Origin of the sequence: Blastococcus sp. HT6-30 (assembly GCF_039729015.1) — a bacterium.
GTDB lineage: Bacteria > Actinomycetota > Actinomycetes > Mycobacteriales > Geodermatophilaceae > Blastococcus.
The window spans coordinates 447,179-469,866 of record NZ_CP155792.1 but is presented as its reverse complement, the minus strand read 5'-3'; the positions used below and the strand labels follow the sequence as shown (position 1 = coordinate 469,866).

The following is a 22,688-nucleotide window of genomic DNA, read 5'->3' as shown; positions in this document are numbered from 1 at the left end:
CCGCCGCTAGGGTCGGGGACGATGACCGCGGCAGGGGATCCGACGCACCCGGTCGGCGGCTCTTCACCCGGCCGCTGGCAGCCGGACACCTACCTGCGCTTCGCCGGGGAACGCGCCCGGCCGTTCGCCGCCCTGCTCTCCCGGGTGGGTGCGGAGTCGCCGCGCCGCGTCGTGGACCTCGGTTGCGGGGAGGGCGCCCTCACCGCCTCGCTGGCCCGGCGCTGGCCGGCCGCGCGCGTCACCGGCGTCGACTCCTCCCCCGAGATGCTGGCCGCCGCGACGGCGTGGGCGCTGCCGGGCCGGGTCGCCTTCGAGCTCGGCGACGTGCGCGACTGGGCGCCGGCCGGGCCGGTCGACGTCGTCGTCAGCAACGCCGTCCTGCACTGGGTGGACGGGCACCCGGGCCTGATGGCCCGCTGGGCCGGACACCTGGCACCGGCTGGGTGGCTCGCCGTCCAGGTGCCGGGCAACTTCCGCGCGCCCACGCACGCTCTGCTGGCCGCGCTGTGCCGGTCGGCGGAGTGGGCCGACCGGCTCGCCGACGTGGCGCCCCGGGCCGACGCCGTGCTGGAACCCGCCGGCTACGCCGAGGTGCTCACCGCGGCCGGGTTGTCGGCCGATGTCTGGGAGACGACGTACCTGCACGTCCTCTCCGGACCCGACCCGGTGCTGGCGTGGGTCCGGTCCACCGTCCTGCGGCCCGTGCTCGCCCGGCTCGACGACGCGGATGCCGGCCGGTTCACCGACGCCTACGCCGCCGCGCTGCGGACGGCCTACCCGCCCCGAGCCGACGGGACGACGCTGCTGCCCTTCCGGCGCGTCTTCGCCGTCGGCTCCCTGGAGCCGCTCAGCGAGGGGTGAGCCGGTAGGCGTGCGTGCGGTAGGGCAGCTCGACCTCCGGGCGCCCCCGCGTGCCGGGGTGGTCGGCCAGCAGCCGCCTGACCTCCCCCAGGAACTGCTCGCGGCGGGCGTCGTCCATGACCGCCACGTAGCTGCGGGTCGCGATGCCGCCGACCACGTCCTCGGGGGGTACCCGCTGCACCGTGCCCGACTCGGTCAGCTGCACGTCGGCCGCCAGCTCCCGGGCGAACCGGTCGACGACCCCCTGGTCGGCCTCGTGCCCGCGCGACTCGTCCGCGATCAGCTCCTCCAGCGCGGCGACCCAGGGCACGCGGTCGTCGCGGGTGTTCCAGATCAAGCCGAGGATCCCGCCGGGCGCAGCACGCGGCCGATCTCCCGCGCCGCCGGCACCGGGTCGAACCAGTGCGCCGCCTGCCCGGCCACGACGGCATCCACCGAACCGTCGCCGGCCGGGAGCTCCTCGGCCGACCCGACGGCCGTGCGATCCCGGGCAGGCGGGCGGTGAGCTCGGCGAGCATCTCCGGGGACGGGTCGACCGCACGGACCCGGTGCCCCAGGTCCCGCACCACCGCCGTCAGCAGACCGGTCCCGGCGCCGACGTCGAGCACGTCGAGCGACCGGTCCCGGCCGACGACGAAGGCGACCGCGTCGGCCGGGTAGGTCGGGCGCAGCGTGGCGTACCCGGCCGCGACCACCCCGAACGAGCGCGCCCGGGCCCGCGGCGCGTCGTCCTCCGACGACGGCACCGGATCAGCCCGCGGTGACCGGAGCGGCCGTCTTCTTCGCGGTCGTCTTCTTCGCCGCCGCGGTCTTCTTCGCGGTCGTCTTCTTCGCCGCCGCCTTCGTGGCGGTGGTCTTCTTCGCGGCCTTCTTCTTGGTCGCCGGGCCGCGCGCACGGCGGTCGGCCAGCAGCTCCGCCGCCCGCTCGATGGTGATCGACTCGACGTCGTCGCCCTTGCGCAGGCTGGCGTTGGTCTCGCCGTCGGTCACGTAGGGCCCGAAGCGGCCCTCTCGCACAGTGACCTGCCCCTGGGTGACCGGGTCGGGGCCGAGCTCCTTGAGCGGGGCCTTGGCCGCCGCCCGCCCGCGCTGCTTCGGCTGGGCGAAGAGCGCCAGCGCCTCGTCGAGGGTGACGGTGAAGAGCTTCTCCTCGCCGTCCAGCGAGCGGGAGTCGGTGCCCTTCTTCAGGTAGGGCCCGTAGCGGCCGTTGAGCGCCTGGATCTCCTCGCCGTCCGGCGCGGTGCCCACGGTGCGCGGCAGCGTCAGCAGCTTCAGCGCGTCGTCGATCGTGACCGTCTCCGGCGACATGGAGGAGAACAGGCTCGCCGTCCGCGGCGACTCCTTGCTGTCCTCGGGCACGACGGTGGTGACGTACGGGCCGTAGCGGCCGGCCTTGACCACGACCGGGTGCCCCGACTCCGGGTCGGTGCCCAGCTCCCGGTCGCCCGAGGGCGCCTCGAGCAGCTGGCGGACCTTCTCCTCGGTCAGCTCGTCGGGCGCGAGGTCCTCGGGGATGCTCACCCGGCCGCCGTCGTCCCCGGCCTGCAGGTACGGCCCGTAGCGGCCGACCCGGACGACGACCGGGCGGCCCTCGGGGTCGGTGGCGCGCAGCGGGATCGAGTTGATGCCGCGGGCGTCGATCTCCTCCAGCCGCTGGCCGATCACGTGCTTGAGCCCACCGGACTGGGCGATGGCGCCGGCGTGCCGGCCCTCGCCGCCGAAGTAGAACTCGGTCAGCCAGGTGACGCGCTGCAGGTTCCCGCCGGCGATCTCGTCGAGCTCCTCCTCCAGCGAGGCGGTGAAGTCGTAGTCGACGAGCTGGGTGAAGTACTGCTCCAGCAGGTTGACCACCGCGAACGCCACGAAGGAGGGGACGAGTGCGTTGCCCTTCTTCCAGACGTACCCGCGGTCCTGGATGGTCTGCATGATCGACGCGAAGGTCGAGGGGCGGCCGATCCCCAGCTCCTCCAGCCGGGCGACCAGGCTGGGCTCGGTGTAGCGCGACGGCGGCTGGGTGGTGTGGCCCTTGGCGTCCAGCGCCTGGGTGTCCAGCTGCTGGCCGCGCTCCAGGCGGGGCAGCCGGCGCTCGGCGTCGTCGCTGCCGTGGTCGTCGTCGCCGTCCTTCGCGGCGCCCTCGTCGCGGGACTCGACGTAGGCGCGCAGGAAGCCGGGGAAGGTGATCGTGCGGCCACTGGCGGTGAACTCGACCGCCTCGTCGGTGCTGCTGCGGCCGGCCAGCCGGACGCTGACGGTCTGGCCGACGGCGTCGGCCATCTGCGAGGCGACGGTGCGCTGCCAGATCAGCTCGTAGAGCCGGAACTCGTCCCGGGCAAGGCCGGCCGCGAGCTGGCCGGGTGTGCGGAAGCTGTCGCCGGCCGGGCGGATGGCCTCGTGCGCCTCCTGCGCGCCCTTGGCCTTGCTCTTGTAGCGCCGGGCCTCGGTGGGCACGTAGGCGTCGCCGTACAGCTCGCGCGCCTGCTGACGAGCGGCGTTGATCGCCTCGTCGGACAGGTTGGTCGAGTCGGTGCGCATGTAGGTGATGTGGCCGTTCTCGTACAGCCGCTGCGCCACCCGCATCGTCTGCGCCGAGGACCAGCCGAGCTTGCGGCCGGCCTCCATCTGCAGGGTCGAGGTGGTGAACGGCGCGTACGGACGACGGCGGTAGGGCTTCTCGTCGACCCGGCTGACGCTCACCTGGCGACCCTCGAGCCGGGCGGCCAGGCCGCGGGCGCCGGCCTCGTCGAGGTGCACGACCTCGCCGGTGGTGCGGCCGGTGGCGGCGTCGAAGTCGCGGCCGGTGGCGACCCGGCTGTCGTCGACGCTGACCAGCTTGGCCCGCACCGTGGTGGGCTCGCCCTCGTCGGCGCCGGCGGCGCGGCCGGTGACCGCGAAGGTGCCCTCCAGCGACCAGTAGTCGGCCGAGGTGAAGGCCATCCGCTCCCGCTCGCGCTCCACGACGATCCGGGTGGCCACCGACTGGACGCGGCCGGCCGACAGCTTGGGCAGCACCTTCTTCCAGAGCACCGGGCTGACCTCGTAGCCGTAGAGGCGGTCGAGGATGCGCCGGGTCTCCTGGGCGTCGACCAGGTCGGTGTCGAGCTCGCGGGGGTTGGCGACGGCGCGGGCGATGGCCTCGGGGGTGATCTCGTGGAAGACCATCCGGCGCACCGGCACGCGCGGCTTCAGGGTGTCGACCAGGTGCCAGGCGATGGCCTCGCCCTCGCGGTCCTCGTCTGTCGCGAGGTAGACCTCGCTGGCCTCCTTCACCAGCTGCTTGAGCCGGGTGACCTGCTGCTTGCGGTCGGGGCTGACCACGTAGAGCGGCTCGAAGGAGTTGTCGACGTCGACCCCGAGCCGGGCCCACGCCGCGCCCTTGTGCTCGGCCGGCACGTCGGCGGCGTTGCGCGGCAGGTCGCGGATGTGGCCGACGCTCGCCTCGACCACGTAGCCGCTGCCGAGGTAGCCGGCGATCTTGTTGGCCTTGGTCGGCGACTCCACGATGACCAGCGGCCTGCCGCCGGGCGCGGCCGACCTCCGGCGGGCAGGCGTCTTCGCCGCCCCGTCGGTCGTCGGGTCGCTCTCGGCCGCGGGCTTGGTGGTCTTCGTGGGCACGGGACTCCTGTCGGTGGTGCTGAGGTGGTGCCGGCGCGGCGTACCGGTCCGCACCAGGTGGCCCTGGTGCACCGGGCCCGGGGCTCCGGGACCGGACGGGCGCCACCGCGCAACGCCCCTCGGCGGGCCACGGTAAGCCACCCCGCGGCCGGGCCGCCGGGCGCGACCCTCGGTGGGCGTGCCGTCATCCGCACCAACGTGACTGCTGCGGCGGTGTTCCCGGCCCGGGCAGAGGCGGTCCCGGCCACGGGGTCGGTCGCCCCCGGGGACGGCAGGCGGGCGGTCAGGGGGCCGCGGTGGTGAGCCGCGTGTCGTCCGGCGCCGACGACGTCTCGCCGACGACGACCGAGCGGCGCTTGGAGACCACCACCGCGGCCACGACGACGACCACCGCGGCGAGCGCGATCGCCACCCGGACCGGGGTGTTGGCGTCCTCCCCCACCGACAGGGCGACCACAGCGGGCGCGATGAGCAGCGCCACCAGGTTCATCACCTTGATCAGCGGGTTGATCGCCGGGCCGGCGGTGTCCTTGAACGGGTCGCCCACGGTGTCGCCGATGACGGTGGCCGCGTGGGCCTCGCTGCCCTTCCCGCCGTAGCTGCCGTCCTCCACCATCTTCTTGGCGTTGTCCCAGGCGCCACCGGAGTTGGAGAGGAACACCGCCATGAGGGTGCCGGCCGCGATCGCGCCGACGAGGTAGGCGGCCAGCGGGCCGATGCCCAGCCCGAAGCCCACGGCCACCGGGGCGAGCACGGCCAGCAGGCCCGGCGTGGCCAGTTCGCGCAACGAGTCCTTGGTGCAGATGTCGACGACCTTGCTGTAGTCCGGCCGCTCCTCGTAGGTCATGATCCCGGGGTGGGTGCGGAACTGCTCCCGCACCTCGAACACGACCCGGCCGGCCGCCCGCGACACGGCGCTGATGGCGAGCCCGGAGAAGAAGAAGACCACCGCGGCGCCCAGCACCGCGCCGACGACGTTGTTCGGGTTCACCAGGCTGAAGGCGTTCCCGAGCGTGGTCCCCGCGTCGGCCAGCGCGGCGTCGACCTGGGCGTTGTAGGAGCCGAACAGCGCCGTCGCGGCGAGGACCGCGGTGGCGATGGCGATGCCCTTGGTGATCGCCTTGGTGGTGTTGCCGACGGCGTCGAGGTCGGTGAGCACGCGGGCGCCGTCGGCGTCGATGTCGCCGGACATCTCGGCGATGCCCTGGGCGTTGTCGCTGACCGGGCCGAAGGTGTCCATGGAGACGATCACGCCGGCCGTGGTCAGCAGCCCGCACCCGGCGAGCGCGACCGCGTAGAGAGCGGCGCCGCCGCCGATGAGGAAGGCGCCGTAGACCGCGCCGCCGATGAGCAGCGCGGCGTAGACCGCCGACTCCAGCCCGAGCGAGATGCCGGAGAGGATGACCGTGGCCGGCCCGGTGAGGGAGCTGCGGCCGACGTCCTTGACCGGCTTGCGGCTGGTCTCGGTGAAGTAGCCGGTGAGCTGCTGGATGGCCGCGGCCAGGACCACGCCGACGAGCACGGCCACGAGGCCGAGCACCTGCGGGCTGACCGGCAGGTCGGTGCCGCCGCCGGTGTCGGGGAGCACGGTGAACGCGGCGACCGCGACCAGCAGCAGCGACACCGCGGCGGAGACGAAGAAGCCGCGGTTGATGGGGGCCAGGCCGTTGCGGTCGCTCTTGCCCGGGTTGGTGGCCAGGATGCCCACGACCGAGGCGATGACGCCGATCGCGGCCACCACGAGCGGGAAGACCATGCCCACCGAGCCGAAGAAGACCTGACCCAGGATGAGCGCCGCCACGAGGGTGACGGCGTAGGACTCGAAGAGGTCGGCGGCCATGCCGGCGCAGTCGCCGACGTTGTCGCCGACGTTGTCGGCGATGGTCGCGGCGTTGCGCGGGTCGTCCTCCGGGATGCCGGCCTCCACCTTGCCCACCAGGTCGGCGCCGACGTCGGCGGCCTTGGTGAAGATGCCGCCCCCGACGCGCATGAACATCGCCAGCAGCGCGCCGCCGAAGCCGAAGCCCTCGAGGACCACCGGCGCGGTGTCGTCGAAGAGCAGCAGGACCAGCGCGGCGCCGAAGAGGCCCAGACCGATGGTGATCATCCCGCAGACGCCGCCGGTGCGGTACGCGATGCGGAAGGCCGGCCGGTAGCCGCCGTCGCGGGCCGCCGCGGCCACCCGGACGTTGCCGCGGGTGGCCAGCGTCATGCCGATGAAGCCCACCAGCGCCGAGAACAGCGCGCCGACGAGGAAGAACACCGCCCGGCCCAGCCGCGTGCCCAGCCCGCCGTCGGCCACCGGGAGGACCAGCAGCAGGGCGAAGACGATCACGGCGAAGACGGCGAGGGTGCGGAACTGCCGGCGCAGGTAGGCCGCCGCTCCCTCCTGCACCGCCCGTGCGATCTCCTGCATCTTCTCCGTGCCCTGATCGGCGGCGACGACCGCGCGGACCAGGTAGGCGGCGAAGGCCAGGGCGGCCAGGGAGATGACGAGGATGACGGCGACCAGCGCCGTCTCCCCGCCGGACAGCGAACCGTCGGGCATGTGTCCTCCAAGCATCGGCGGCCGCCCGGGAGGCGCCGTGCTCCCCGGATCGGCGGAGGTCGGCGTCCTGCGTACCGACCGGGACCGGCCGGGGCGAGGACGCCGGAAGTGTAAGGGAGATCACGCCTGGTGAGACCGTCTCGCGCTCCGCTTCCTCGGCGGGCGCAGCGGCGGCTTGCCGGAAGGTGTGACAGTGGGGAGGTGACCGAGCTCGCGAGGTCACCCGGACAGACAGCAGCCCTGGGGGCGCGGACGACGAGCGCCAGCGAGGAGTTCGCGTGACCACGATCCACCCGGTCCGGTCGGCCACCCCTCCCGGCCCGGACGACGACCTCGCGCGCGAGGACCGGGCAGGTGGGGCGTCCCCCGGCGGGCCGGGCGCGGGCGCCCTGCCGCCCGGCGGCGAGCTGCTGACCGACCTGCTGGCGCACACCGCCGACGACGAGCGGCCCGTCACGCACGTGCACCACGTCCCGGTGCGGGAGAGCCGCACCCTCGACTGGCCGGCGTGGACGGAGCCCGGGCTCCGCGAGCGGCTGGCGGCCCGGGGCGTCCGGGCGCCGTGGCAGCACCAGGTGGCGGCCGCGCAGCTGGCCCGGCAGGGCCGCCACGTCGTCGTCGCCACCGGGACCGCGTCGGGGAAGTCGCTGGCCTACCAGCTGCCGGCGCTGACCCGGCTGGCCGAGGACCCGCGGGCCTGCGTCCTGTACCTGGCGCCGACCAAGGCGCTGGCCCGCGACCAGCTGGCGTCGGTGGCCGCGCTGGCCGACCCCTCGGTGCGGCCGGCGGCCTACGACGGCGACACCCCGGCCGAGGAGCGCGACTGGGTGCGGCGGCACTCCCGCTGGATCGTCACCAACCCCGACATGCTGCACCGCGGGATCCTGCCGGCCCACCAACGCTGGTCGAGCACCCTGCGGCGGGTGGCCTACGTGGTCATCGACGAGTGCCACGCCTACCGCGGGGTCTTCGGCTCGCACGTCGGCCACGTGCTGCGCCGGCTCCGGCGGATCTGCCGGCGGTACGGCGCCGAGCCGGTGTTCGTGCTGGCGTCGGCCACGGTCGCCGACCCCGCGGCCGCGGCGACCCGGCTGGTCGGCGAGGACGTCGTCGCGGTGACCGACGACGGCTCTCCGCGCCCCGGAGCCACCTTCGCGCTGTGGGAGCCCCCGCTCACCGAGCGCACCGGCGAGCACGGGGCGCCGCTGCGCCGGTCGGCCGCCGCCGATGCCGCCGGCCTGCTCGCCGACCTGGTCGAGCGGGGCGCGCGGACGCTGGCGTTCGTGCGGTCGCGGCGCAGCGCCGAGTCGGTGGCCGAGCAGGCGCGCCGGATCCTGGCCGACCGCGGGCGCGGTGACCTGGTGCGCCGGGTCGACTCCTACCGCGGCGGATACCTGCCCGAGGAGCGGCGCGAGCTGGAACGGGCCCTCTCCGCCGGCGACCTGCTCGGCGTCGCCACCACCAACGCCCTGGAGCTCGGCATCGACATCGCCGGGCTCGACGCCGTGGTGCTCGCCGGCTACCCCGGCACACTCGCCTCGCTGTGGCAGCAGGCCGGCCGGGCCGGCCGGGCGCAGCGGGAGTCGCTGGTCGTCTTCGTCGCCCGCGACGACCCGCTGGACCACTACCTGGCCCACCACCCCCGGGCGGTGTTCGGCCGGCCGATCGAGGCCACCGTCACCGATCCGGCCAACCCCTACGTGCTCGGCCCGCAGCTGTGCTGCGCCGCCGCCGAGCTCCCGCTGGTGCCTGCGGACCTCGCCGACTTCGGTGGCCCGGTCGCCGAGGCGCAGCTCGACGAGCTGGTGGCCGCCGGTCGACTCCGGCGGCGGCCCACCGGCTGGTACTGGGCCGGGCGAGGCCGCCCCGACGTCGACATCCGCGGCGGCGGGGACCAGCCGGTCGCGATCATCGAGGGGGGCACCGGGCGGCTGCTCGGCACCGTCGACGGCGGTGCCGCGCACTCGACCGTGCACGAGGGCGCCCTCTACGTGCACCGGGGCGACACCTTCGTCGTCGACGAGTTCGACGTGGAGGACGCCTGCGCCGTCGTGCACCCGGAGACGCCCGACTGGACGACCGTGGCTCGAGACGTCACCGACCTGGCCATCGTCTCGATCGAGCAGACCCGGCCGCTGGGCACGGTGACCGCGCACACCGGCGTCGTCGACGTGACCAACCAGGTGGTCGCCTACCAGCGGCGGCGGCTGGGCACCGGCGAGGTCCTCGCGGAGTTCCCCCTCGACCTGCCCCCGCGCCAGCTGCGCACCAAGGCGGTGTGGTTGGCCCTCGACTCCCGCGCCGTGCAGCGGGCGGAGGTCGAGGACGCGGCGCTGCCCGGTTCGCTGCACGCGGCCGAGCACGCCGCGATCGGCATCCTGCCGCTGCTGGCCACCTGCGATCGCTGGGACCTCGGTGGCCTGTCCACCGCGCTCCACCCCGACACCGGCACTGCGGCGATCTTCGTCTACGACGGCCACCCGGGTGGGGCGGGCTTCGCCGAGCGGGGGTACGCGGCGCTGCGGCGCTGGCTGCAGGCGACGCGGGCCACGGTGGCCAGCTGCGAGTGCGAGAGCGGCTGCCCGTCGTGCGTGCAGTCGCCCAAGTGCGGGAACGGCAACGACCCGCTGGACAAGGCCGGCGCGGTGCGGGTGCTCGACGCCGTCCTCGACGAGCTGGCCGCCGCCGACGAGCGCGGCGCGACCGAGCCGGACGACGGCGACGAGGACGACGGGCCGACCACCGTCGCCGAGGTCCGGGCCGGAGCGGCCGAGGAGGACGACCTGGTCTTCTGACCGGAGGCCGTTCACCCCGGGGCCCCAGGGCCGGCGCGGGCGCGGCCGTGCGCCGTGTGGACCCCGAGCCGGCCCAGCCGCACGGGAACGGCCACCGCGACCTCCACGACCCCGTGCTCGCCCACCCGGCAGCCGGTCAGCTCCGCTCCGTTGGCGGCCGCGACCTCCGCAGCCGCGGGGCAGGCCGCCGGGTTCCCGAGGACCGCCCGACCGGCCGCGGCCAGCGCCGCGAGGTCGGCGGCTCCCGCGGCCCGGTGCCGGGCGACCGCCGCTATCCCGACCAGGACGGCGGCCGTGGCCAGCAGGGCGAGCACCGCCGACAGCGCGAGCACCCAGACCGTCGCCGACCCGCGCTCGTTCCTCATCCGGCCGGCTCCGCGCCGGGCTCCCACCGGGCGGCCGCGTCGGCGGTCACGGTGACGCGCCAGGGCAGCGGCCCGAGCGGGGCGACCTCCGCAGTCACCCGCACCCGGACCCCGTCCGCTGCCGCGGTCACGGTGGTGCGCGCCCCCTCCGGCGCGGCCCGGCCGGCCCAACCGGTCACCACGGCCACGTCCTCGCCGCGCGACGCCGCCCGCGCGCCCTCCCGGGCCGCATCGACGCAGCGCAGCTGGGCGCCGACCACGGTCACCGCGGCCAGCGCGCCCACGAGCACCAGCAGGAGCACCGGCAGGACGACGGCGGTCTCGGCGGTGACCATGCCGGCCTCCGCGCCGAGGCCCCGCCGCAGACGAGCGCGCACGGCTCAGGAGAGGGTCGCCAGGGCGGCGTCTACGAGATCGGTCAGGCCCGAGACGATCGAGTCGCCGGTGACCACCCGGTGGAGCACCGCCGCGAAGGCGCACGCCGCGACGGTGCCCACCGCGTACTCGGCGGTGCTCATGCCGGCCTCCGCGGCTTCCTGGAGCCGCGTCCACCGGCGGCGGAGCGGGCTGCGCACGGGAGCCGCGGCGGGCTCCCGTGGCGCGGTCCCGGGGGCGGGCAGCGGTGCGGTCATGGCGTCCTCCTCGGTCGGGGCCCCGGCGGGGCCGTGCGACCGAGCCTCGGGGCTGCACCGGGTGCGGCCGAGAGCTCCGCGGCATCTGTGGAGGGCGCCACCGGTTGTGGACGACGTCAGCCGAAGACGTCGCCGGCGATGCCGAGCACGAGCGGGGCGACGCCGAGGCAGACGAAGGCCGGCAGGAAGCAGACGCCCAGCGGCGCCAGCACCCACACCCCGGCGCGCTGGACGGCCGCCTCGGCGCCGGCCCGGGCCGCCGCCCGGGTCTCCGCCGCCAGGGCGGAGAGCGCGGGCACCGCGGCCGCTCCCGACTCCCCCGCCCGCACCAGCGCCCGGCCCAGCCCCGCGACCTCAGCGGGGACGTCCGCCCACGCCCGCCTCGGTGCCGCGCCCAGCCGGTGGAGGGCGGCGACCGTGCGCAGGCACGGCCCGAGCGGCGCCGGCACCGCCTCGCCCACCGCGGCCAGCGCGCCGGCGAGCGGCAGGCCCGCCGCCAGGCAGGCGGCGAGCAGGTCGCAGGCGGCCGGGAGGTCCCCGACCAGAGCCGCCCGCGCCTCGTCGTCCGGGTCGGGGCCGTGCCGGAGCAGCCGCTCGCCGGCCACCGCCACCCCGAGCGCGGTGAGCACCCCGGCGATCCCGCCGACCAGCAGGCCGGCGGCGAGCGCAGCGCCCCCGGCCAGGGCCCACCGGCGTCGCCGGGCCGCCTGGGCACCGTCTCGGGCGGCCTCCTCGCCGTCCCCGAACGGCACGGGGCGAACCAGCCGGCGCACCCGGGAACCCGCGAGCACCGACCCGGGCGCCCAGAGCGTGCATGCCAGCGCCAGCAGGAGCACCGGCAGCCACGGACCCGGCCTCATCGGCCGATCCGGCGCACCAGGCGGCCGGTCCAGGCGATCCCGGCGATCTCCAGCAGCACGCCGGCGACGAGCAGCAGCTGCCCGGGACCGGTCGCGGTGAGCACGTGCCAGGGATCGGCGCCGACACCGCTGCCCATGGCCAGCCCGAGCACCGGCAGCCCGGCCAGCAGACGGGCGCTGGAGCGGGGGCCGGCGGTGGCGACCAGCAGTGCCCGCCGGTGCCGGAGCCGGGCCCGCAGGTCGTCCTCCACCGCCGCGACGACCGTGGCCAGCGAGCACCCCGTGCGGACGCTGAGGGCCACGGCCGCCGAGAGCCGGGCGAGCTCCGCGGCCAGCCCGTCGCCGCGGCCCGGACCGTCCGGGGAGGGCGGCTCACCGGGCGCGCGGACCGCCCGGACGAGCGCGGTGCCGGAGCGCTGGTCGGGGCAGGCACCGGCCGCCGTGCGCACCGCGTCGTCGAGGAACCGGCCCGCGCGCAGCTCGCCGGAGAGCGCACCGAGCGCCTCGGCCAACGCCGCCAGCCGCGCCTCGTCGGCTGCCGCCGCCCGGCGGGACGCCCAGGCCCGCGCGGCCAGGGCGGCGCAGCCGCCGGCGAGCAGGGCGACCAGCGGCGTGCTCAGGACGCCGGCGAGCGCGCCGGCGCCGATCGCGGCCGTCAGCGGCAGGGTCGGGCGTCCTCGCCCCGGCCTGCTGCCGGCGACCGCGCGCAGCCGCCCCCGCAGCTCGGCCTGCCCGTCCGGCCAGAGCAGGGCGGCGCCGGCCGCGGCGAGCAGCGCTGCGGTCACCGGCCGGCCAGCCGGGCGCGGAGCTCCTCGCCGGCCGGGCAGGGCCCGCCGTCGGCCCGCCACCCCGGCTCCACCGCCACCAGCTCACCGGTCCGGCGGAGCAGCCCGATCTCGTCCACCCGCCGGCCCTCGGCGGTGCGGCGCAGGTGGAGCACGACCTCGAGCCCGGCCGCGGCCTGGCTGTGCACCGCCGCACGCCCGAGCCCCGCCGCGACACCGAGCGCCTCCAGCCGGGCCGGCACCTCGGCCGAGCGGTTGGCGTGCAGGGTGCCGCAGCCGCCGTCGTGCCCGGTGTTGAGCGCGGCCAGCAGGTCGACCACCTCCGCCCCGCGCACCTCCCCCACCACCAGGCGGTCGGGGCGCATGCGCAGCGCCTGCCGCACCAGGTCCCGCAGGCCGATGGCGCCCGCACCCTCCACGTTCGCGGGCCGGGTCAGCAGGCGGACCACGTGGGGGTGCGGCGGGGTCAGCTCGGTGGCGTCCTCGCACAGCACCAGCCGCTCGGCGGCATCGACCTCGCCCAGCAGCGCGGACAGCAGGGTGGTCTTGCCCGAGCCGGTACCGCCGGTGACGAGGAACGCCAGCCGTCGCGCGACCACCGCCCGCACCAGCGCCCCGCTCTCCCCGGGCAGCGCACCCCGGGCCTCGAGGTCGGCCAGCGACTGCGCGCACCGGCGCAGCACGCGGAGGGACAGGCAGGTGCCGGTCCCGGACACCGGCGGCAGGACGGCGTGCAGCCGTGTTCCGTCGGGGAGGCCGACGTCCACCCAGGGTGCGGCGTCGTCGAGCCGGCGCCCGCCCGAGGCGGCCAGCCGGACGGCCAGCCGGCGCACCGCGTCCTCGTCGGGGAAGCGGACGCCGGCGGCCCGCTCCAGCCCGGCACCGCGGTCCAGCCACACCTCGTCGGGCCCGTTGACCAGCACGTCGGTGACGCCAGGCAGGCGCAGCAGCGGCTCGAGCGGTCCCGCCCCGGCCAACTCGTCGACGGCGCTGCGCACGGCGCACAGGACGTCGCCGTCGCCCATCAGACCGCCGGCCTCCTGCCGGACCAGCGCGGCCACCCCGGCCCGCGAGGGCGCCTGCTCCTCCACGGCCAGCCGCGACCGCACCCGGTCCAGCAGCGACGGCGCGCTCACCGGCCGGTCTCCCCGGCCAGGGCCGCGAGCACCTTGCGGGCCAGCGTGGCCAGCGGTGACCGGGGCGCGGCGCCCGGGAGCTGCCCGCGCTCGGACCGGGCCACCGCACCGCGGTCGTGCGCCAGCTCGGCGAGCAGGGGACGACCGACCACCTCGGCCACGTCGTCGGCGGCCAGCCCGCCGGGGAGGTGGCGCACCACCAGCCGGGCGGCCGCCCACGGGGCGTCGTCGGCGTCGACCAGCTGGCGGGCGGCCGTCGCCGCCCGCAGGCGGGCAGGCACCACGAGCACCGCCAGGTCGGCGTCGGCGAGCACCTCCTGCGGACCGCCCCCGACGCCGTCGGGCCCAGGCCGCGGCAGGTCCACGACGACCGGGCGGCCGGTCGCCCGGGCGGCATCCACCACCGCCGTCAGCGCCTGGTCGGGGATCGGCGTGGCGCAGCTCCGGTCGGCGGAGAGGAGGTGCACGCCGCCGACCTCGGGCAGCGCGGCCAGCAGGGCGTCGCCCGCCACCCGCCCGCGCAGCCCGGTGAGCCCCGGCCAGCGCAGCCCCTCGGCGAGCTCGGCCCCCATCAGGAGGTCCAGCCCGCCGCCCCAGGGATCAGCGTCGAGCAGCACCGCGCCCCTCGGGGCACCGACGGCCACCGCGGCCGCCACCGTGCTCGCCCCTGCGCCGCCGCACGCGCCGCCCACGGCGACCAGCGGCCCCCGCTCGGCCGGCGCACGGACGGCGGCCGCGCAGCGGGTGAGCAGCCACGCCTCGTCGGCCGGGAGCACGGCGACCCGCTCCGCGCCGACCTCCACCGCGGCCGCCCACTCGGCCGGGGGAAGCTCCCCGGAGGCCACGACGAGGACCCCGGCCCGGCGGGGCAGGCTGCGGACGGCCCCGGCGGTCAGCGCGTCGACGCCCAGCAGGACCAGCGGCGCCTCCCGGTGCGCCCGCCGCAGCGCCGGCCCGCCGGTGGCCAGCTCCGGCTCGGCCCCGGCGGCCGCCAGGAGCCGGAGGAGCTCGTCGAGCAGCTCCTCGTCGGCGCTGACGACCAGCGGGCGGGAAGGCCGGGACACCGGCGGCAGGACGGGCACGGCGCCGACCTCACCGGACAGTGGGCAGACAGTGCCAGAACGGGAGGGGAACTGTGGATGACCCCATCGGGTGTGGACGGTGTGCGGTCCCCGTTCCGGTCCGCCGATCGACCTACAGTGGCTCCCGTGTCCCGCGCCGCGGCGTTCTTCGACCTCGACAAGACCGTCATCGCCAAGTCCAGCACCCTGGCCTTCGGCCGGCCGTTCTTCAACGGCGGGCTGATCAACCGGCGTGCCGTCCTCAAGACGGCCTACGCCCAGTTCGTCTTCTCCCTCGCGGGCGCCGACGCCCAGCAGATGGACCGCCTGCGCGCCCAGCTCACCGCGATGGTCACCGGCTGGGACGCCGCCACGGTCCACGAGATCGTCCACGAGACGCTGCACGAGATCGTCGACCCGCTCGTCTACGCCGAGGCGGCCGACCTCATCGAGGAGCACCGCGCCGCCGGCCGGGAGATCGTCATCGTCTCCAGCAGCGGGGCGGAGATGGTGGAGCCGATCGGCGAGATGCTCGGCGTCGACCGCGTCGTCGCCACCCGGATGGTCACCGTCGACGGCCGCTACACCGGTGAGATCGAGTTCTACGCCTACGGCGAGAACAAGGGCGAGGCCATCCGCCGGCTGGCCGCCGAGGGCGGCTACGACCTGGCCGACTGCTACGCGTACAGCGACTCGATCACCGACCTGCCCATGCTGGAGGCCGTCGGTCACCCGACCGCGGTCAACCCCGACCGCGGGCTGCGCAAGGCCGCCCTGCAGCGTGGTTGGCCGGTGCAGCGCTTCGAGCGGCCGGTGAGCATGCGGGCCCGCTTCTCCGTCCCCCCGGCACCGGTGGTGACCGGGGCGGCCATGGGCGTCGGCGCGGCCGTCGTCGGACTGGCCTGGTACGCCCGGCACCGGGCGCTGCGCGCCGGGCTGGTCGAGGGGCCGGCACCGGTCCCGGGCCGCCGGCGCCGCCGCGGCGCCTGACCGCAGCTCAGCGCCCGAGGCGCTCCCGCACGCCGTCCAACAGCGTGCGGACCGCCGAGACGGGCCTGAACGCCCGGGCCGCAGCGGTCAGCGCCGCCACCTCGTCGTGGGCCAGCCGCAGCTCGTCGGCCGCGGCGTTCGACTCCAGCTGCTCCACGCTGGACGCGCCGGGGATGACCACCACCCGCGGCTGGGCGATCAGCCAGCCCAGCGCCACCTGCGCGGGGGTGGCGTCGTGGGCGTCGGAGACCTCCCGCAGGACGCCGAGCAGGGGCGCCACGCGCCGGAGGTTCTCGGTGCCGAACAGCGGGTTGACCGCCCGGACCCCGCCCGGCCGGCTCTCCACCGAGTAGCGCCCGCCGAGCAGGCCCTGCGCGAGGGGGCTGTAGGCGATCACCAGCCGGTGCTCGCGCTCGGCGAAGGGCACGAGGTCCGCCAGCGGCCCGGCGTGCGCCAGGGAGAACTGCACCTGGTTGGCCACCACCGGCACACCGAGCGCGTCGTCGGCGGCACGCCAGCGGTCCAGCGAGTAGTTGGAGACGCCGGCCGCGCCGATCCGCCCCTCGTCCAGCAGCACCCGCATACCCGGCATCGTCACGGTGTCCGGCACCACCGGGTTGGGCTGGTGCACCTGGTAGAGCGGGATGCGGTCCACCCCCAGTCGGCGGGCGCTCCCGGCCCAGCGCTGCCGCACCACCCGCGGGAACGGCGCCACCGGAAAGATCTTGCTGGCGACGACCACCTGGTCGCGCTCCTCCCCCAGCGCTTCGCCCAGGATCGTCTCGCTGCGCCCGAAGCCGTAGACCTCGGCGGTGTCGAACAGGGTGATGCCCAGTTCGCGCGCCCGGCGGACGATGTCGCCGGCCGCCCGGTCGGCGTAGGTGTCGCCGTAGCCCCACTCGCGGGAGCCGAACTGCCAGGTGCCCAGGCCGATGCGGCTCACGGGGCCGAGCCCGGGGACGTCGAGGGTGCGCATGCGTCGAGTCTCCCGTTCCGGCGCGCGCGGCGCCCTGCTCAGCCCCGGAGCAGGCTCTCGCAGATGGCCAGCCCCTCGAGCGCGCCGTGCTCGGTGGCCCGGCAGCAGTGCACCAGCCAGGCGGCGACGCCTTCGGGCCGGCCGGAGGCGTAGCCGGCCAGCGCCTCGCCGTAGGCCTCCCGGCCCAGCTCGGCGAACCCGACCTCCGGCACGGACACGGCCTTGGGGTCGAGCCCGCGGGCGATCCCGGTCAGCCGGGCCGCGCCCCGGGCGACGACGCCATCGGCGGTGCCGAACGGGGCCAGCGCGGCCAGCTCGCCGTGCACCAGCCCGGCGACGACGACGGCGGGCACGGTCGTGGCGCCCGTGACGACGGAGAACAGGCCGGAGAGCCGGGCCCCCGCGTGGGGTGCCGGACGACCGAGGTCGGCCCGGTCGGCGAGGTCGGCAGCGGCCAGCACGTGCAGCCGGGCGAGCACCTGCCCGGGCGCCTTCGGCCAGGTCTCGACCATCGAGCCCAGCGCCGCGGAGACGCGCAGCGACCCCTGCACCACCGGGTCGCCGACCGAGCCGGCCCGCAGCTCCGCCAGCGGCACGTCCACGCCGGCCAGCGCGGCCGAGGCACGCGCACCGCGCAGGGCCGACTCGGTGCTCACGCCCGCCGACTCCCGGCGCAGCACGCGGTGGCCCAGCAGCCGGTCGATGCCCGCGCGGGCGGCGTCCGCGGCTGCCCGCACACCCGGGAGGTCGAGCAGGGGGGCCAGCGGGTCGGGGGTGCCCGGACGGGCGGTGGGGCGCGCGGCACCGGGGCGGACGGGGATGGTCACACCCACGACGGTACGAGGCGGGCCGTCACCTCTCGCAGACCCCTGCCCTACGCTGCCTCCTTGCCATGGCCTCCCCCATCACCCTCCTGCTCGTGCGGCACGGGCAGAGCGAGTGGAACGCCGCCGGGCTCATGCAGGGTCAGACGGCGCACGTGCCGCTGACGCCGCTGGGGCACACGCAGGCCGAGGCGGCGGGGGCGGAGCTGGCCCGGCTGCGACCGGGCGCCCTGCTCTCCAGCGACCTGCTCCGCGCGGTGCAGACCGCCGAGCACTGCGCCCGGGCCACGGGGCTGCCGTTCAGCACGACTCCCGCCCTGCGCGAGCAGGGCTACGGGGTGCTGGAGGGTCGGGCTTCCCACGAGCTGTGGGACGTCGTCGACTGGTCCGACGCGCACTGGTCGGCCGAGGACGGCGAGAGCTTGGCGGAGCTGCACGCCCGGGTGGCGGCGTACCTGACCCAGCTGTGCGCCGAGCCGCCGGCCGACGTGGTCGCGCTCGTGACGCACGGGGACACGATCCGTGCCGCCCAGGCCGTGGCGGCCGGGCTCGGACCGGACGCGATGCCCGCGATCACCCCGCACAACGGCTCGGTGACCCGGCTCGAGATCTGCGAGTGAGGACGACCCGGCCGTGCGGCCGGGTCGTCGTCGGCGCTCAGCGACGCCGCAGGAAGCCCTGCACCATGCGTCCGATGCCACCACCGGAGCCAGCGGGAGCGCGTCCGCGCCCCGTGCCCATGCCGCCGCGCGTGGTGGCGCGGCCCATGCCGCGCCCCGGGCGGGCGGCGCCCCGTCCCCCGCGGGCCGCACCCCGGGTCGCGCTCTGCGCCGTGCCCATCAGCTTTCCGAGAATGCTCATGGGAAGCGGGTGCCCACGGGTGTCTCCGCCGACGCGGCGACGGCGCTCCGGCTCGGCGTGCCGCGGCGTGGCGTCACGCTGCGCACGTGGACGCCAGCGCTCTGCCAGTCAGCCGGTGACCTCGACCAGGTCGACCACGAAGACCAGCGTGGAGTCGGCCGGGATGGGCCCGCGGGCCTGGGCGCCGTAGCCCAGCTCGCTGGGGATGGTGATCACCCGGCGTCCGCCGACCTGCATGCCGGTGATGCCCTGCTCGAAGCCGGGGATGACCTGGCCCGCCCCGAGCGTGACCGGCAGCGTCTCGTCGGCCCCGCGGCTCCAGGAGGAGTCGAACTCCTCACCGGTCTCGTAGAACGCGCCGACGTACTTCACCGCGACGGTGGTGCCGTCGACGGCCTCGGCGCCGTCACCGACGACGACGTCCTCGACCACGAGCTCGGTCGGCGCCTCGGCGTCGGACGCGGGCACCTCGGGGGCGACCGAGAGATCGGTCGAGACCGCCTCCGCCACCGCCGTCCCCGCCCCGCCGGAGGCCGACCCCGCCCCGTCCTCGCCGCCGCAGGCGGTCAGGACGACGGAGACGATCAGGGCGAGCAGCGCCCGGGAAACGGTGCGGCGGGTCATGAGGACTCCTGGACGAGCCGGCGGCTCGGATCGGGACCGGGACGGCGGCAGCGCCGCCCGTGCGGATGCGGAGGGCGCGACGGCCACTCCGGCCCATCGTCCCAGAACCGCCCCGCCCGCCCGGGGCGAGACCGTCAGGCGGCGCCGAGGGCGTCGGCCATCCGGTGGTGGGCAGCGGCCTCGCCCACCCGGCTCTGCCGCTCGAGCGTGCGGGCCAGGGCCCGGCGGGCCCAGCCGTTGCTGGGCGCCAGCTCGACCAGCCGGCTCAGCGACTCCTCGGCGGCACCGAGCTGCGCCGAGCCGTAGTAGGCGCGGGCCAGCAGCTCCAGGGCCCCCTCGTTGCGCGGCTCGGCGTCGACGACCGGCTGCAGGATGCGTGCGGCCTCGGCGGGCTGACCCACGGTGAGGAAGAGGTCCGCCCGGAGGAACTCCGAGTGCAGGTCGCGCTCGTTCGGCTGGGTCATGCCGCCGCCAACGCTCCCGGTACGGCGACGCTTCCCGCTCACCTCTCCGGCTCGGGCCAGCGGGCGCCCGCGGACAGCTGGGTGCCGTCGGCCACCTGCGCCGCGCGGCCGACCAGGGTGATGTCGCCGTCCCCGCCGACCGATGCCCCGCTCCCGATGACGACCCGGTCGTCGAGCACCGCCCGGGTCACGGTCGCGCCCGCGCGCACCCGGACGCCCGGCAGCAGCACCGAGTCGACGACGGTGGCCCCCTGCTCGATCACGACGCCCGGCGAGACCACGGAACCGCGCACCTCGCCGCCGACGCGGGTGCCGCCGGAGATCAGGCTGTCCTCGACGACGGCTCCGCCGAGCACCCGGGCGGCGCTGTGCCGTCCACCGCGGGTGTGCACCGGCCACCGCGGGGCGTCGAGGTCCAGCGGCGGCTCGGCGGCGATGAACTCGCGGTGGGCCTCCCAGTAGGCCGGGATGGTGCCGACGTCGCGCCAGTAGCCCTGCAGGGGAAAGGCGCGGGCGAGGCCGTCGGCCGTCTGCGCCGGCAGCAGGTGGGAGCCGAGGTCCTCCAGCCCCTCCTCCCCGACGTCGGCGTTGAGCGCCTCCAGCCGGTCCAGCGTGGGGGTCGGGGAGAACACGAAGACCTCGTTGGTGGCGGTCGTCGTCGCCGGCTCGTCCGGCTTGTAGGCGTAGCCGTCGACCTTACCACCCTCCCCCACCTCGACGATGCCGTAGCGCGACGCGTCGTCGGCCGCGACCTCGGTGGTCACCATCGTGACCTCCGCGCCGGAGCCGAGATGCGCCTCGACGACCTCCCGGTAGTCGAGCTTGTAGACCGCGTCCGCGCTGACGACGACCAGCGCGTCGGCGTCGAAGGCGCGGATCAGCTCCGCGTGCCGCCACAGCGAGTCGGCGGTGCCGGTGTTCCAGCCGCCGCGCTCGGTGCCCTTGTACGGGGGCAGGGTGAGCAGCCCGCCCGTCGTCCGGTCCAGGTCCCACGGCCGGCCGTTGGACAGGTGGTCGTGCAGCGACGTGGGGTGGAACTGGATGGAGACCCAGACGTCGGGGATCTGCGAGTTCTGGCAGTTGCTCAGCGGGAAGTCGATGAGCCGGTAGACCCCCGCGAACGGGACGGCCGGCTTCGCCCGCTGCTCGGTGAGCAGTTCGAGGCGGCCTCCGGCGCCACCGGCGAGGACGAGGACGAGGATCCGCGGGAGCGCCATGCACCCGTCGCTACCCAGGCGCGGGCCTCCGCACCCACTCCGAGCACCGCCGGTCGGCGCAGACGTGGGTGCCCACGGTGATGCCGTTGCGGCCGGCCTCGCCGGTGCGCCGGGCCGTGGACAGCGGACACGCCGCCGCGCTCACCCGGTCGTCCGGCGCCGGGGAGCCGGCCCCTCAGGCGGGCAGCTCGCCACCCGGCCCCGCGGCCTCGGCGAGCAGCCGCTCGCGGTGCTCCTGGGGCAGCAGGTCGACGTACACCGTCCCGTCCAGGTGGTCGACCTCGTGCTGCAGGCAGCGGGCGGCCATCCCGGTCGCCTCGATGGTCACCGGATCGCCGTGCAGGTCGACGCCGTCGACCCGGGCCCGGAAGGCCCGCGGCAGCTCGGCGTACGGCCCGGGCACCGAGAGGCAGCCCTCCTCGGTGACCTCCTCCGCGGGATCGTCCCCGGCCGGCGGGAGCAGGGTGAGCGACGGGTTCACGACGTAGCCGACGACGTCCTCGCCGTCGGCGTCCGGGCAGTCGATGACGAAGACCCGGGCGTCCACCCCGATCTGGTTGGCGGCCAGCCCGACGCCGTCGGCGGCCTCCATGCTGGCGAACATGTCGAGGACCAGCCGCCGCAGCGCGTCGTCGAAGGTGGTCACCTCCGCGCAGCGCCGGTGCAGGACCGGGTTGCTGCCGTAGGTGACGATCGGCCGGGCGACGCCGTCGTAACGGCCGAACAGGCGCATGACGACCGATCCTAGGGACGCCGTCCCGCCCGGCGAGAGGTTCCGGGGGCTTGGCACCATGGCGCCGTGCCGCGCCCCGCCCCCGACCCCGCGACCACGCTCGGCCTGGCCCTGGGCGCGCTGGCCGACCACGCCCTGGCCGATCCCCGGCGCGGGCACCCCGTGGCCGGGTTCGGAACCGTCGCCGCCGCGCTGGAGCGCCGCACCTGGCGCGATTCCCGCGCCGCGGGGGCGGTCCACTGGGCCGTGCTGGTCGCCGGCGTGACCACCGTCGGGGTGGCCGCCGACCGCGCCACCCGGCGGCGCCCGGTGCTGCGTACCGCGGTCACCGCGGCCGCGACCTGGGCGGTGCTGGGGGGCACATCGCTGGGCCGCGCGGCCGGACGGATGCACGACGCGCTGGCCGCCGGGGACCTCGCCGCAGCGCGGGCCACCCTGCCGAGCCTGGCCGGGCGGGACCCCAGCGCGCTGGACGAACCCGGCCTGGCCCGAGCGACCGTCGAGTCGGTGGCCGAGAACACCTCCGACGCCGCTGTCGCCCCGCTGTTCTGGGGGGCCGTCGCCGGCCTGCCCGGGCTGCTCGGCTACCGGGCGGTTAACACCCTGGACGCGATGGTGGGCCACCGCTCCCCCCGGTACCGCCGCTTCGGCTGGGCCTCGGCCCGCGCCGACGACGTCGCCAACTGGGTGCCCGCCCGGCTGACCGCCGCCCTGACCGTGGCGTGCGCACCCCTGGTGAGCGGCTCCGCCGGTGGGGCCTGGCGGGTGTGGCACCGGGACGGCGCCGCCCACCCGAGCCCGAACTCCGGGCGGTGCGAGGCCTCGCTCGCCGGGGCGCTCGGCCTGCGGCTGGGCGGCCGCAACGTCTACGGCAGCCGGGTGGAGGACCGGCCGACGCTGGGCGACGGCCGGCCTCCGGCGACCGGGGACGTGCCGCGGGCCGTGTCGCTCTCCCGCGCGGTGTGGACGTCGGCGGCGATCGCGGCCACGCTCGCGCGACGCCCCTGGCGGGCACGGCGCCGGTGCAGCACTCCCCGCGGCTGCGGACTCACCGGGAGGCCGGCCGGATCGACCCGGAGATGAGCTCGGCCGCGGTGGGCCTGCTCGCGGAGCCGGAGCCGGAGTGAGCGGACCGGCCCCGCCGTCCCGGCGCAGCCGCGCACCGTCGTCCGAGCGTCGAGCCCCGGCCACACGGGGTCGCGACACCCCGGGCCGGCGGGCCGCCCAGCAGACCTGGTTCCCGACCACCCGGCGTGGCGCTGCGACCACACCGACGGAGACGTACGGTCCGGGAGTCGGAAGGGCCGGCCCCGCGGGGCCGGAGCACCGGGTGTCGATCAGCCG

At 76.6% G+C, this 22,688-nt stretch carries 23 protein-coding genes and 1 pseudogene; 5 read left to right on the top strand and 19 right to left on the bottom strand.

The annotated features are described in order from the left end of the window. The first annotated feature begins 21 nt into the window (after nt 1–21). On the top strand, nt 22–861 hold the full coding sequence (locus tag ABC795_RS02170; protein ID WP_347059215.1) for a trans-aconitate 2-methyltransferase: 840 nt from the start codon (nt 22–24) through the stop codon (nt 859–861). On the opposite strand, the gene ABC795_RS02165 is transcribed toward ABC795_RS02170, so the two are convergent. The 4 genes and pseudogenes from ABC795_RS02165 to ABC795_RS02150 all read right to left on the bottom strand — a co-directional run bounded on the left by ABC795_RS02165 (nt 848) and on the right by ABC795_RS02150 (nt 7,021). After that, nucleotides 848–1,198 carry a hypothetical protein gene (locus ABC795_RS02165; RefSeq protein ID WP_347059214.1) on the bottom strand — a complete coding sequence of 117 codons (351 nt, stop codon included), beginning with the start codon at nt 1,196–1,198 and terminating at the stop codon, nt 848–850. The genes ABC795_RS02170 and ABC795_RS02165 overlap by 14 nt on opposite strands. Then, nucleotides 1,195–1,427, bottom strand: a pseudogene (locus tag ABC795_RS02160) (class I SAM-dependent methyltransferase). Before ABC795_RS02160 ends, ABC795_RS02165 begins: the two are co-directional and overlap by 4 nt. Nucleotides 1,428–1,611: 184 nt before the next feature. Then, nucleotides 1,612–4,473, bottom strand: coding sequence for a type I DNA topoisomerase (topA, locus tag ABC795_RS02155; protein ID WP_347059213.1), 2,862 nt, complete (start codon nt 4,471–4,473; stop codon nt 1,612–1,614). A gap of 283 nt (nt 4,474–4,756) precedes the next feature. Next, a complete protein-coding gene (locus ABC795_RS02150; protein WP_347059212.1) occupies nt 4,757–7,021 on the bottom strand; it encodes a sodium-translocating pyrophosphatase in 2,265 nt (754 codons plus the stop codon). 278 nt (nt 7,022–7,299) lie between these two features. Here ABC795_RS02150 and ABC795_RS02145 point away from each other — a divergent pair, with 278 nt between their 5' ends. After that, a complete protein-coding gene (locus ABC795_RS02145) occupies nt 7,300–9,816 on the top strand; it encodes a DEAD/DEAH box helicase (RefSeq protein WP_347059211.1) in 2,517 nt (838 codons plus the stop codon). 11 nt (nt 9,817–9,827) lie between these two features. Here ABC795_RS02145 and ABC795_RS02140 read toward each other — a convergent pair whose 3' ends face one another. The 7 genes from ABC795_RS02140 to ssd form a co-directional block, all read right to left on the bottom strand. Then, nucleotides 9,828–10,181, bottom strand: a complete 354-nt coding sequence (locus tag ABC795_RS02140; RefSeq protein WP_347059209.1) for an Rv3654c family TadE-like protein — start codon at nt 10,179–10,181, stop codon at nt 9,828–9,830. After that, the gene (locus ABC795_RS02135; protein ID WP_347059207.1) at nt 10,178–10,558 is read right to left on the bottom strand and encodes a TadE family type IV pilus minor pilin; all 381 of its coding nucleotides are present in this window, start codon (nt 10,556–10,558) and stop codon (nt 10,178–10,180) included. Before ABC795_RS02135 ends, ABC795_RS02140 begins: the two co-directional genes overlap by 4 nt. A gap of 3 nt (nt 10,559–10,561) precedes the next feature. Beyond that, nucleotides 10,562–10,813, bottom strand: coding sequence for a DUF4244 domain-containing protein (locus ABC795_RS02130; protein ID WP_347059206.1), 252 nt, complete (start codon nt 10,811–10,813; stop codon nt 10,562–10,564). Nucleotides 10,814–10,929: 116 nt separating this feature from the next. Beyond that, entirely contained in the window at nt 10,930–11,673 is a 744-nt protein-coding gene (locus ABC795_RS02125; RefSeq protein WP_347059205.1) for a type II secretion system F family protein, read from the bottom strand. Then, the gene (locus ABC795_RS02120) at nt 11,670–12,458 is read right to left on the bottom strand and encodes a pilus assembly protein TadB (protein ID WP_347059203.1); all 789 of its coding nucleotides are present in this window, start codon (nt 12,456–12,458) and stop codon (nt 11,670–11,672) included. Before ABC795_RS02120 ends, ABC795_RS02125 begins: the two co-directional genes overlap by 4 nt. After that, nucleotides 12,455–13,594 carry a TadA family conjugal transfer-associated ATPase gene (locus ABC795_RS02115; protein ID WP_347059202.1) on the bottom strand — a complete coding sequence of 380 codons (1,140 nt, stop codon included), beginning with the start codon at nt 13,592–13,594 and terminating at the stop codon, nt 12,455–12,457. The genes ABC795_RS02120 and ABC795_RS02115 overlap by 4 nt, the downstream gene beginning before the upstream one ends. Continuing rightward, nucleotides 13,591–14,676: a septum site-determining protein Ssd gene (gene ssd, locus ABC795_RS02110; RefSeq protein ID WP_347059200.1), complete on the bottom strand. Its 1,086-nt coding sequence runs from the start codon at nt 14,674–14,676 to the stop codon at nt 13,591–13,593. Before ssd ends, ABC795_RS02115 begins: the two co-directional genes overlap by 4 nt. 126 nt (nt 14,677–14,802) lie before the next feature. On the opposite strand from ssd, the gene ABC795_RS02105 reads away from it, so the two are divergent. Then, entirely contained in the window at nt 14,803–15,645 is an 843-nt protein-coding gene (locus ABC795_RS02105; protein ID WP_347059199.1) for an HAD family hydrolase, read from the top strand. Between the two features lie 7 nt (nt 15,646–15,652). Here the strand turns inward: ABC795_RS02105 and ABC795_RS02100 are convergent, their stop codons facing one another. Next, entirely contained in the window at nt 15,653–16,621 is a 969-nt protein-coding gene (locus tag ABC795_RS02100) for an aldo/keto reductase (protein ID WP_347059198.1), read from the bottom strand. A gap of 38 nt (nt 16,622–16,659) precedes the next feature. Beyond that, on the bottom strand, nt 16,660–17,448 hold the full coding sequence (locus tag ABC795_RS02095; RefSeq protein ID WP_347059196.1) for an oxidoreductase: 789 nt from the start codon (nt 17,446–17,448) through the stop codon (nt 16,660–16,662). Nucleotides 17,449–17,513: 65 nt separating this feature from the next. Here ABC795_RS02095 and ABC795_RS02090 point away from each other — a divergent pair, with 65 nt between their 5' ends. Next, nucleotides 17,514–18,065: a histidine phosphatase family protein gene (locus tag ABC795_RS02090; RefSeq protein WP_347059195.1), complete on the top strand. Its 552-nt coding sequence runs from the start codon at nt 17,514–17,516 to the stop codon at nt 18,063–18,065. A 37-nt stretch (nt 18,066–18,102) separates the two neighbouring features. Here the strand turns inward: ABC795_RS02090 and ABC795_RS02085 are convergent, their stop codons facing one another. The 6 genes from ABC795_RS02085 to def all read right to left on the bottom strand — a co-directional run bounded on the left by ABC795_RS02085 (nt 18,103) and on the right by def (nt 21,344). Beyond that, nucleotides 18,103–18,306 (bottom strand): hypothetical protein, encoded by a 204-nt coding sequence (locus tag ABC795_RS02085; protein ID WP_347059194.1) that lies wholly within the window; start codon nt 18,304–18,306, stop codon nt 18,103–18,105. Nucleotides 18,307–18,414: 108 nt separating this feature from the next. Next, nucleotides 18,415–18,930: an FKBP-type peptidyl-prolyl cis-trans isomerase gene (locus ABC795_RS02080; RefSeq protein WP_347059192.1), complete on the bottom strand. Its 516-nt coding sequence runs from the start codon at nt 18,928–18,930 to the stop codon at nt 18,415–18,417. A 134-nt stretch (nt 18,931–19,064) separates the two neighbouring features. Further along, nucleotides 19,065–19,394, bottom strand: coding sequence for a tetratricopeptide repeat protein (locus ABC795_RS02075; protein ID WP_347059191.1), 330 nt, complete (start codon nt 19,392–19,394; stop codon nt 19,065–19,067). Nucleotides 19,395–19,432: 38 nt separating this feature from the next. Further along, nucleotides 19,433–20,611 carry a sugar phosphate nucleotidyltransferase gene (locus tag ABC795_RS02070; protein ID WP_347059189.1) on the bottom strand — a complete coding sequence of 393 codons (1,179 nt, stop codon included), beginning with the start codon at nt 20,609–20,611 and terminating at the stop codon, nt 19,433–19,435. Between the two features lie 10 nt (nt 20,612–20,621). Next, nucleotides 20,622–20,756 (bottom strand): FBP domain-containing protein, encoded by a 135-nt coding sequence (locus tag ABC795_RS02065; RefSeq protein WP_347059188.1) that lies wholly within the window; start codon nt 20,754–20,756, stop codon nt 20,622–20,624. 30 nt (nt 20,757–20,786) lie between these two features. Next, nucleotides 20,787–21,344 carry a peptide deformylase gene (gene def / locus ABC795_RS02060; protein ID WP_347059186.1) on the bottom strand — a complete coding sequence of 186 codons (558 nt, stop codon included), beginning with the start codon at nt 21,342–21,344 and terminating at the stop codon, nt 20,787–20,789. A 66-nt stretch (nt 21,345–21,410) separates the two neighbouring features. Between def and ABC795_RS02055 the strand changes: the two genes are divergently transcribed. Further along, entirely contained in the window at nt 21,411–22,427 is a 1,017-nt protein-coding gene (locus ABC795_RS02055; protein ID WP_347059185.1) for a cobalamin biosynthesis protein, read from the top strand. Nucleotides 22,428–22,688 lie beyond the last annotated feature (261 nt).

Bases quoted from the DNA above. Each gene is read 5' to 3' on its own strand.
- ABC795_RS02170 (WP_347059215.1), top strand. From the start codon at position 22: ATGACCGCGGCAGGGGATCCGACGCACCCGGTCGGCGGCTCTTCACCC.
- ABC795_RS02150 (WP_347059212.1), bottom strand. From the start codon at position 7,021: ATGCCCGACGGTTCGCTGTCCGGCGGGGAGACGGCGCTGGTCGCCGTC.
- ABC795_RS02140 (WP_347059209.1), bottom strand. From the start codon at position 10,181: ATGAGGAACGAGCGCGGGTCGGCGACGGTCTGGGTGCTCGCGCTGTCG.
- ABC795_RS02130 (WP_347059206.1), bottom strand. From the start codon at position 10,813: ATGACCGCACCGCTGCCCGCCCCCGGGACCGCGCCACGGGAGCCCGCC.
- ABC795_RS02125 (WP_347059205.1), bottom strand. From the start codon at position 11,673: ATGAGGCCGGGTCCGTGGCTGCCGGTGCTCCTGCTGGCGCTGGCATGC.
- ABC795_RS02100 (WP_347059198.1), bottom strand. From the start codon at position 16,621: ATGCGCACCCTCGACGTCCCCGGGCTCGGCCCCGTGAGCCGCATCGGC.
- ABC795_RS02090 (WP_347059195.1), top strand. From the start codon at position 17,514: ATGGCCTCCCCCATCACCCTCCTGCTCGTGCGGCACGGGCAGAGCGAG.
- ABC795_RS02085 (WP_347059194.1), bottom strand. From the start codon at position 18,306: ATGAGCATTCTCGGAAAGCTGATGGGCACGGCGCAGAGCGCGACCCGG.
- ABC795_RS02080 (WP_347059192.1), bottom strand. From the start codon at position 18,930: ATGACCCGCCGCACCGTTTCCCGGGCGCTGCTCGCCCTGATCGTCTCC.
- ABC795_RS02075 (WP_347059191.1), bottom strand. From the start codon at position 19,394: ATGACCCAGCCGAACGAGCGCGACCTGCACTCGGAGTTCCTCCGGGCG.
- ABC795_RS02070 (WP_347059189.1), bottom strand. From the start codon at position 20,611: ATGGCGCTCCCGCGGATCCTCGTCCTCGTCCTCGCCGGTGGCGCCGGA.
- def (WP_347059186.1), bottom strand. From the start codon at position 21,344: ATGCGCCTGTTCGGCCGTTACGACGGCGTCGCCCGGCCGATCGTCACC.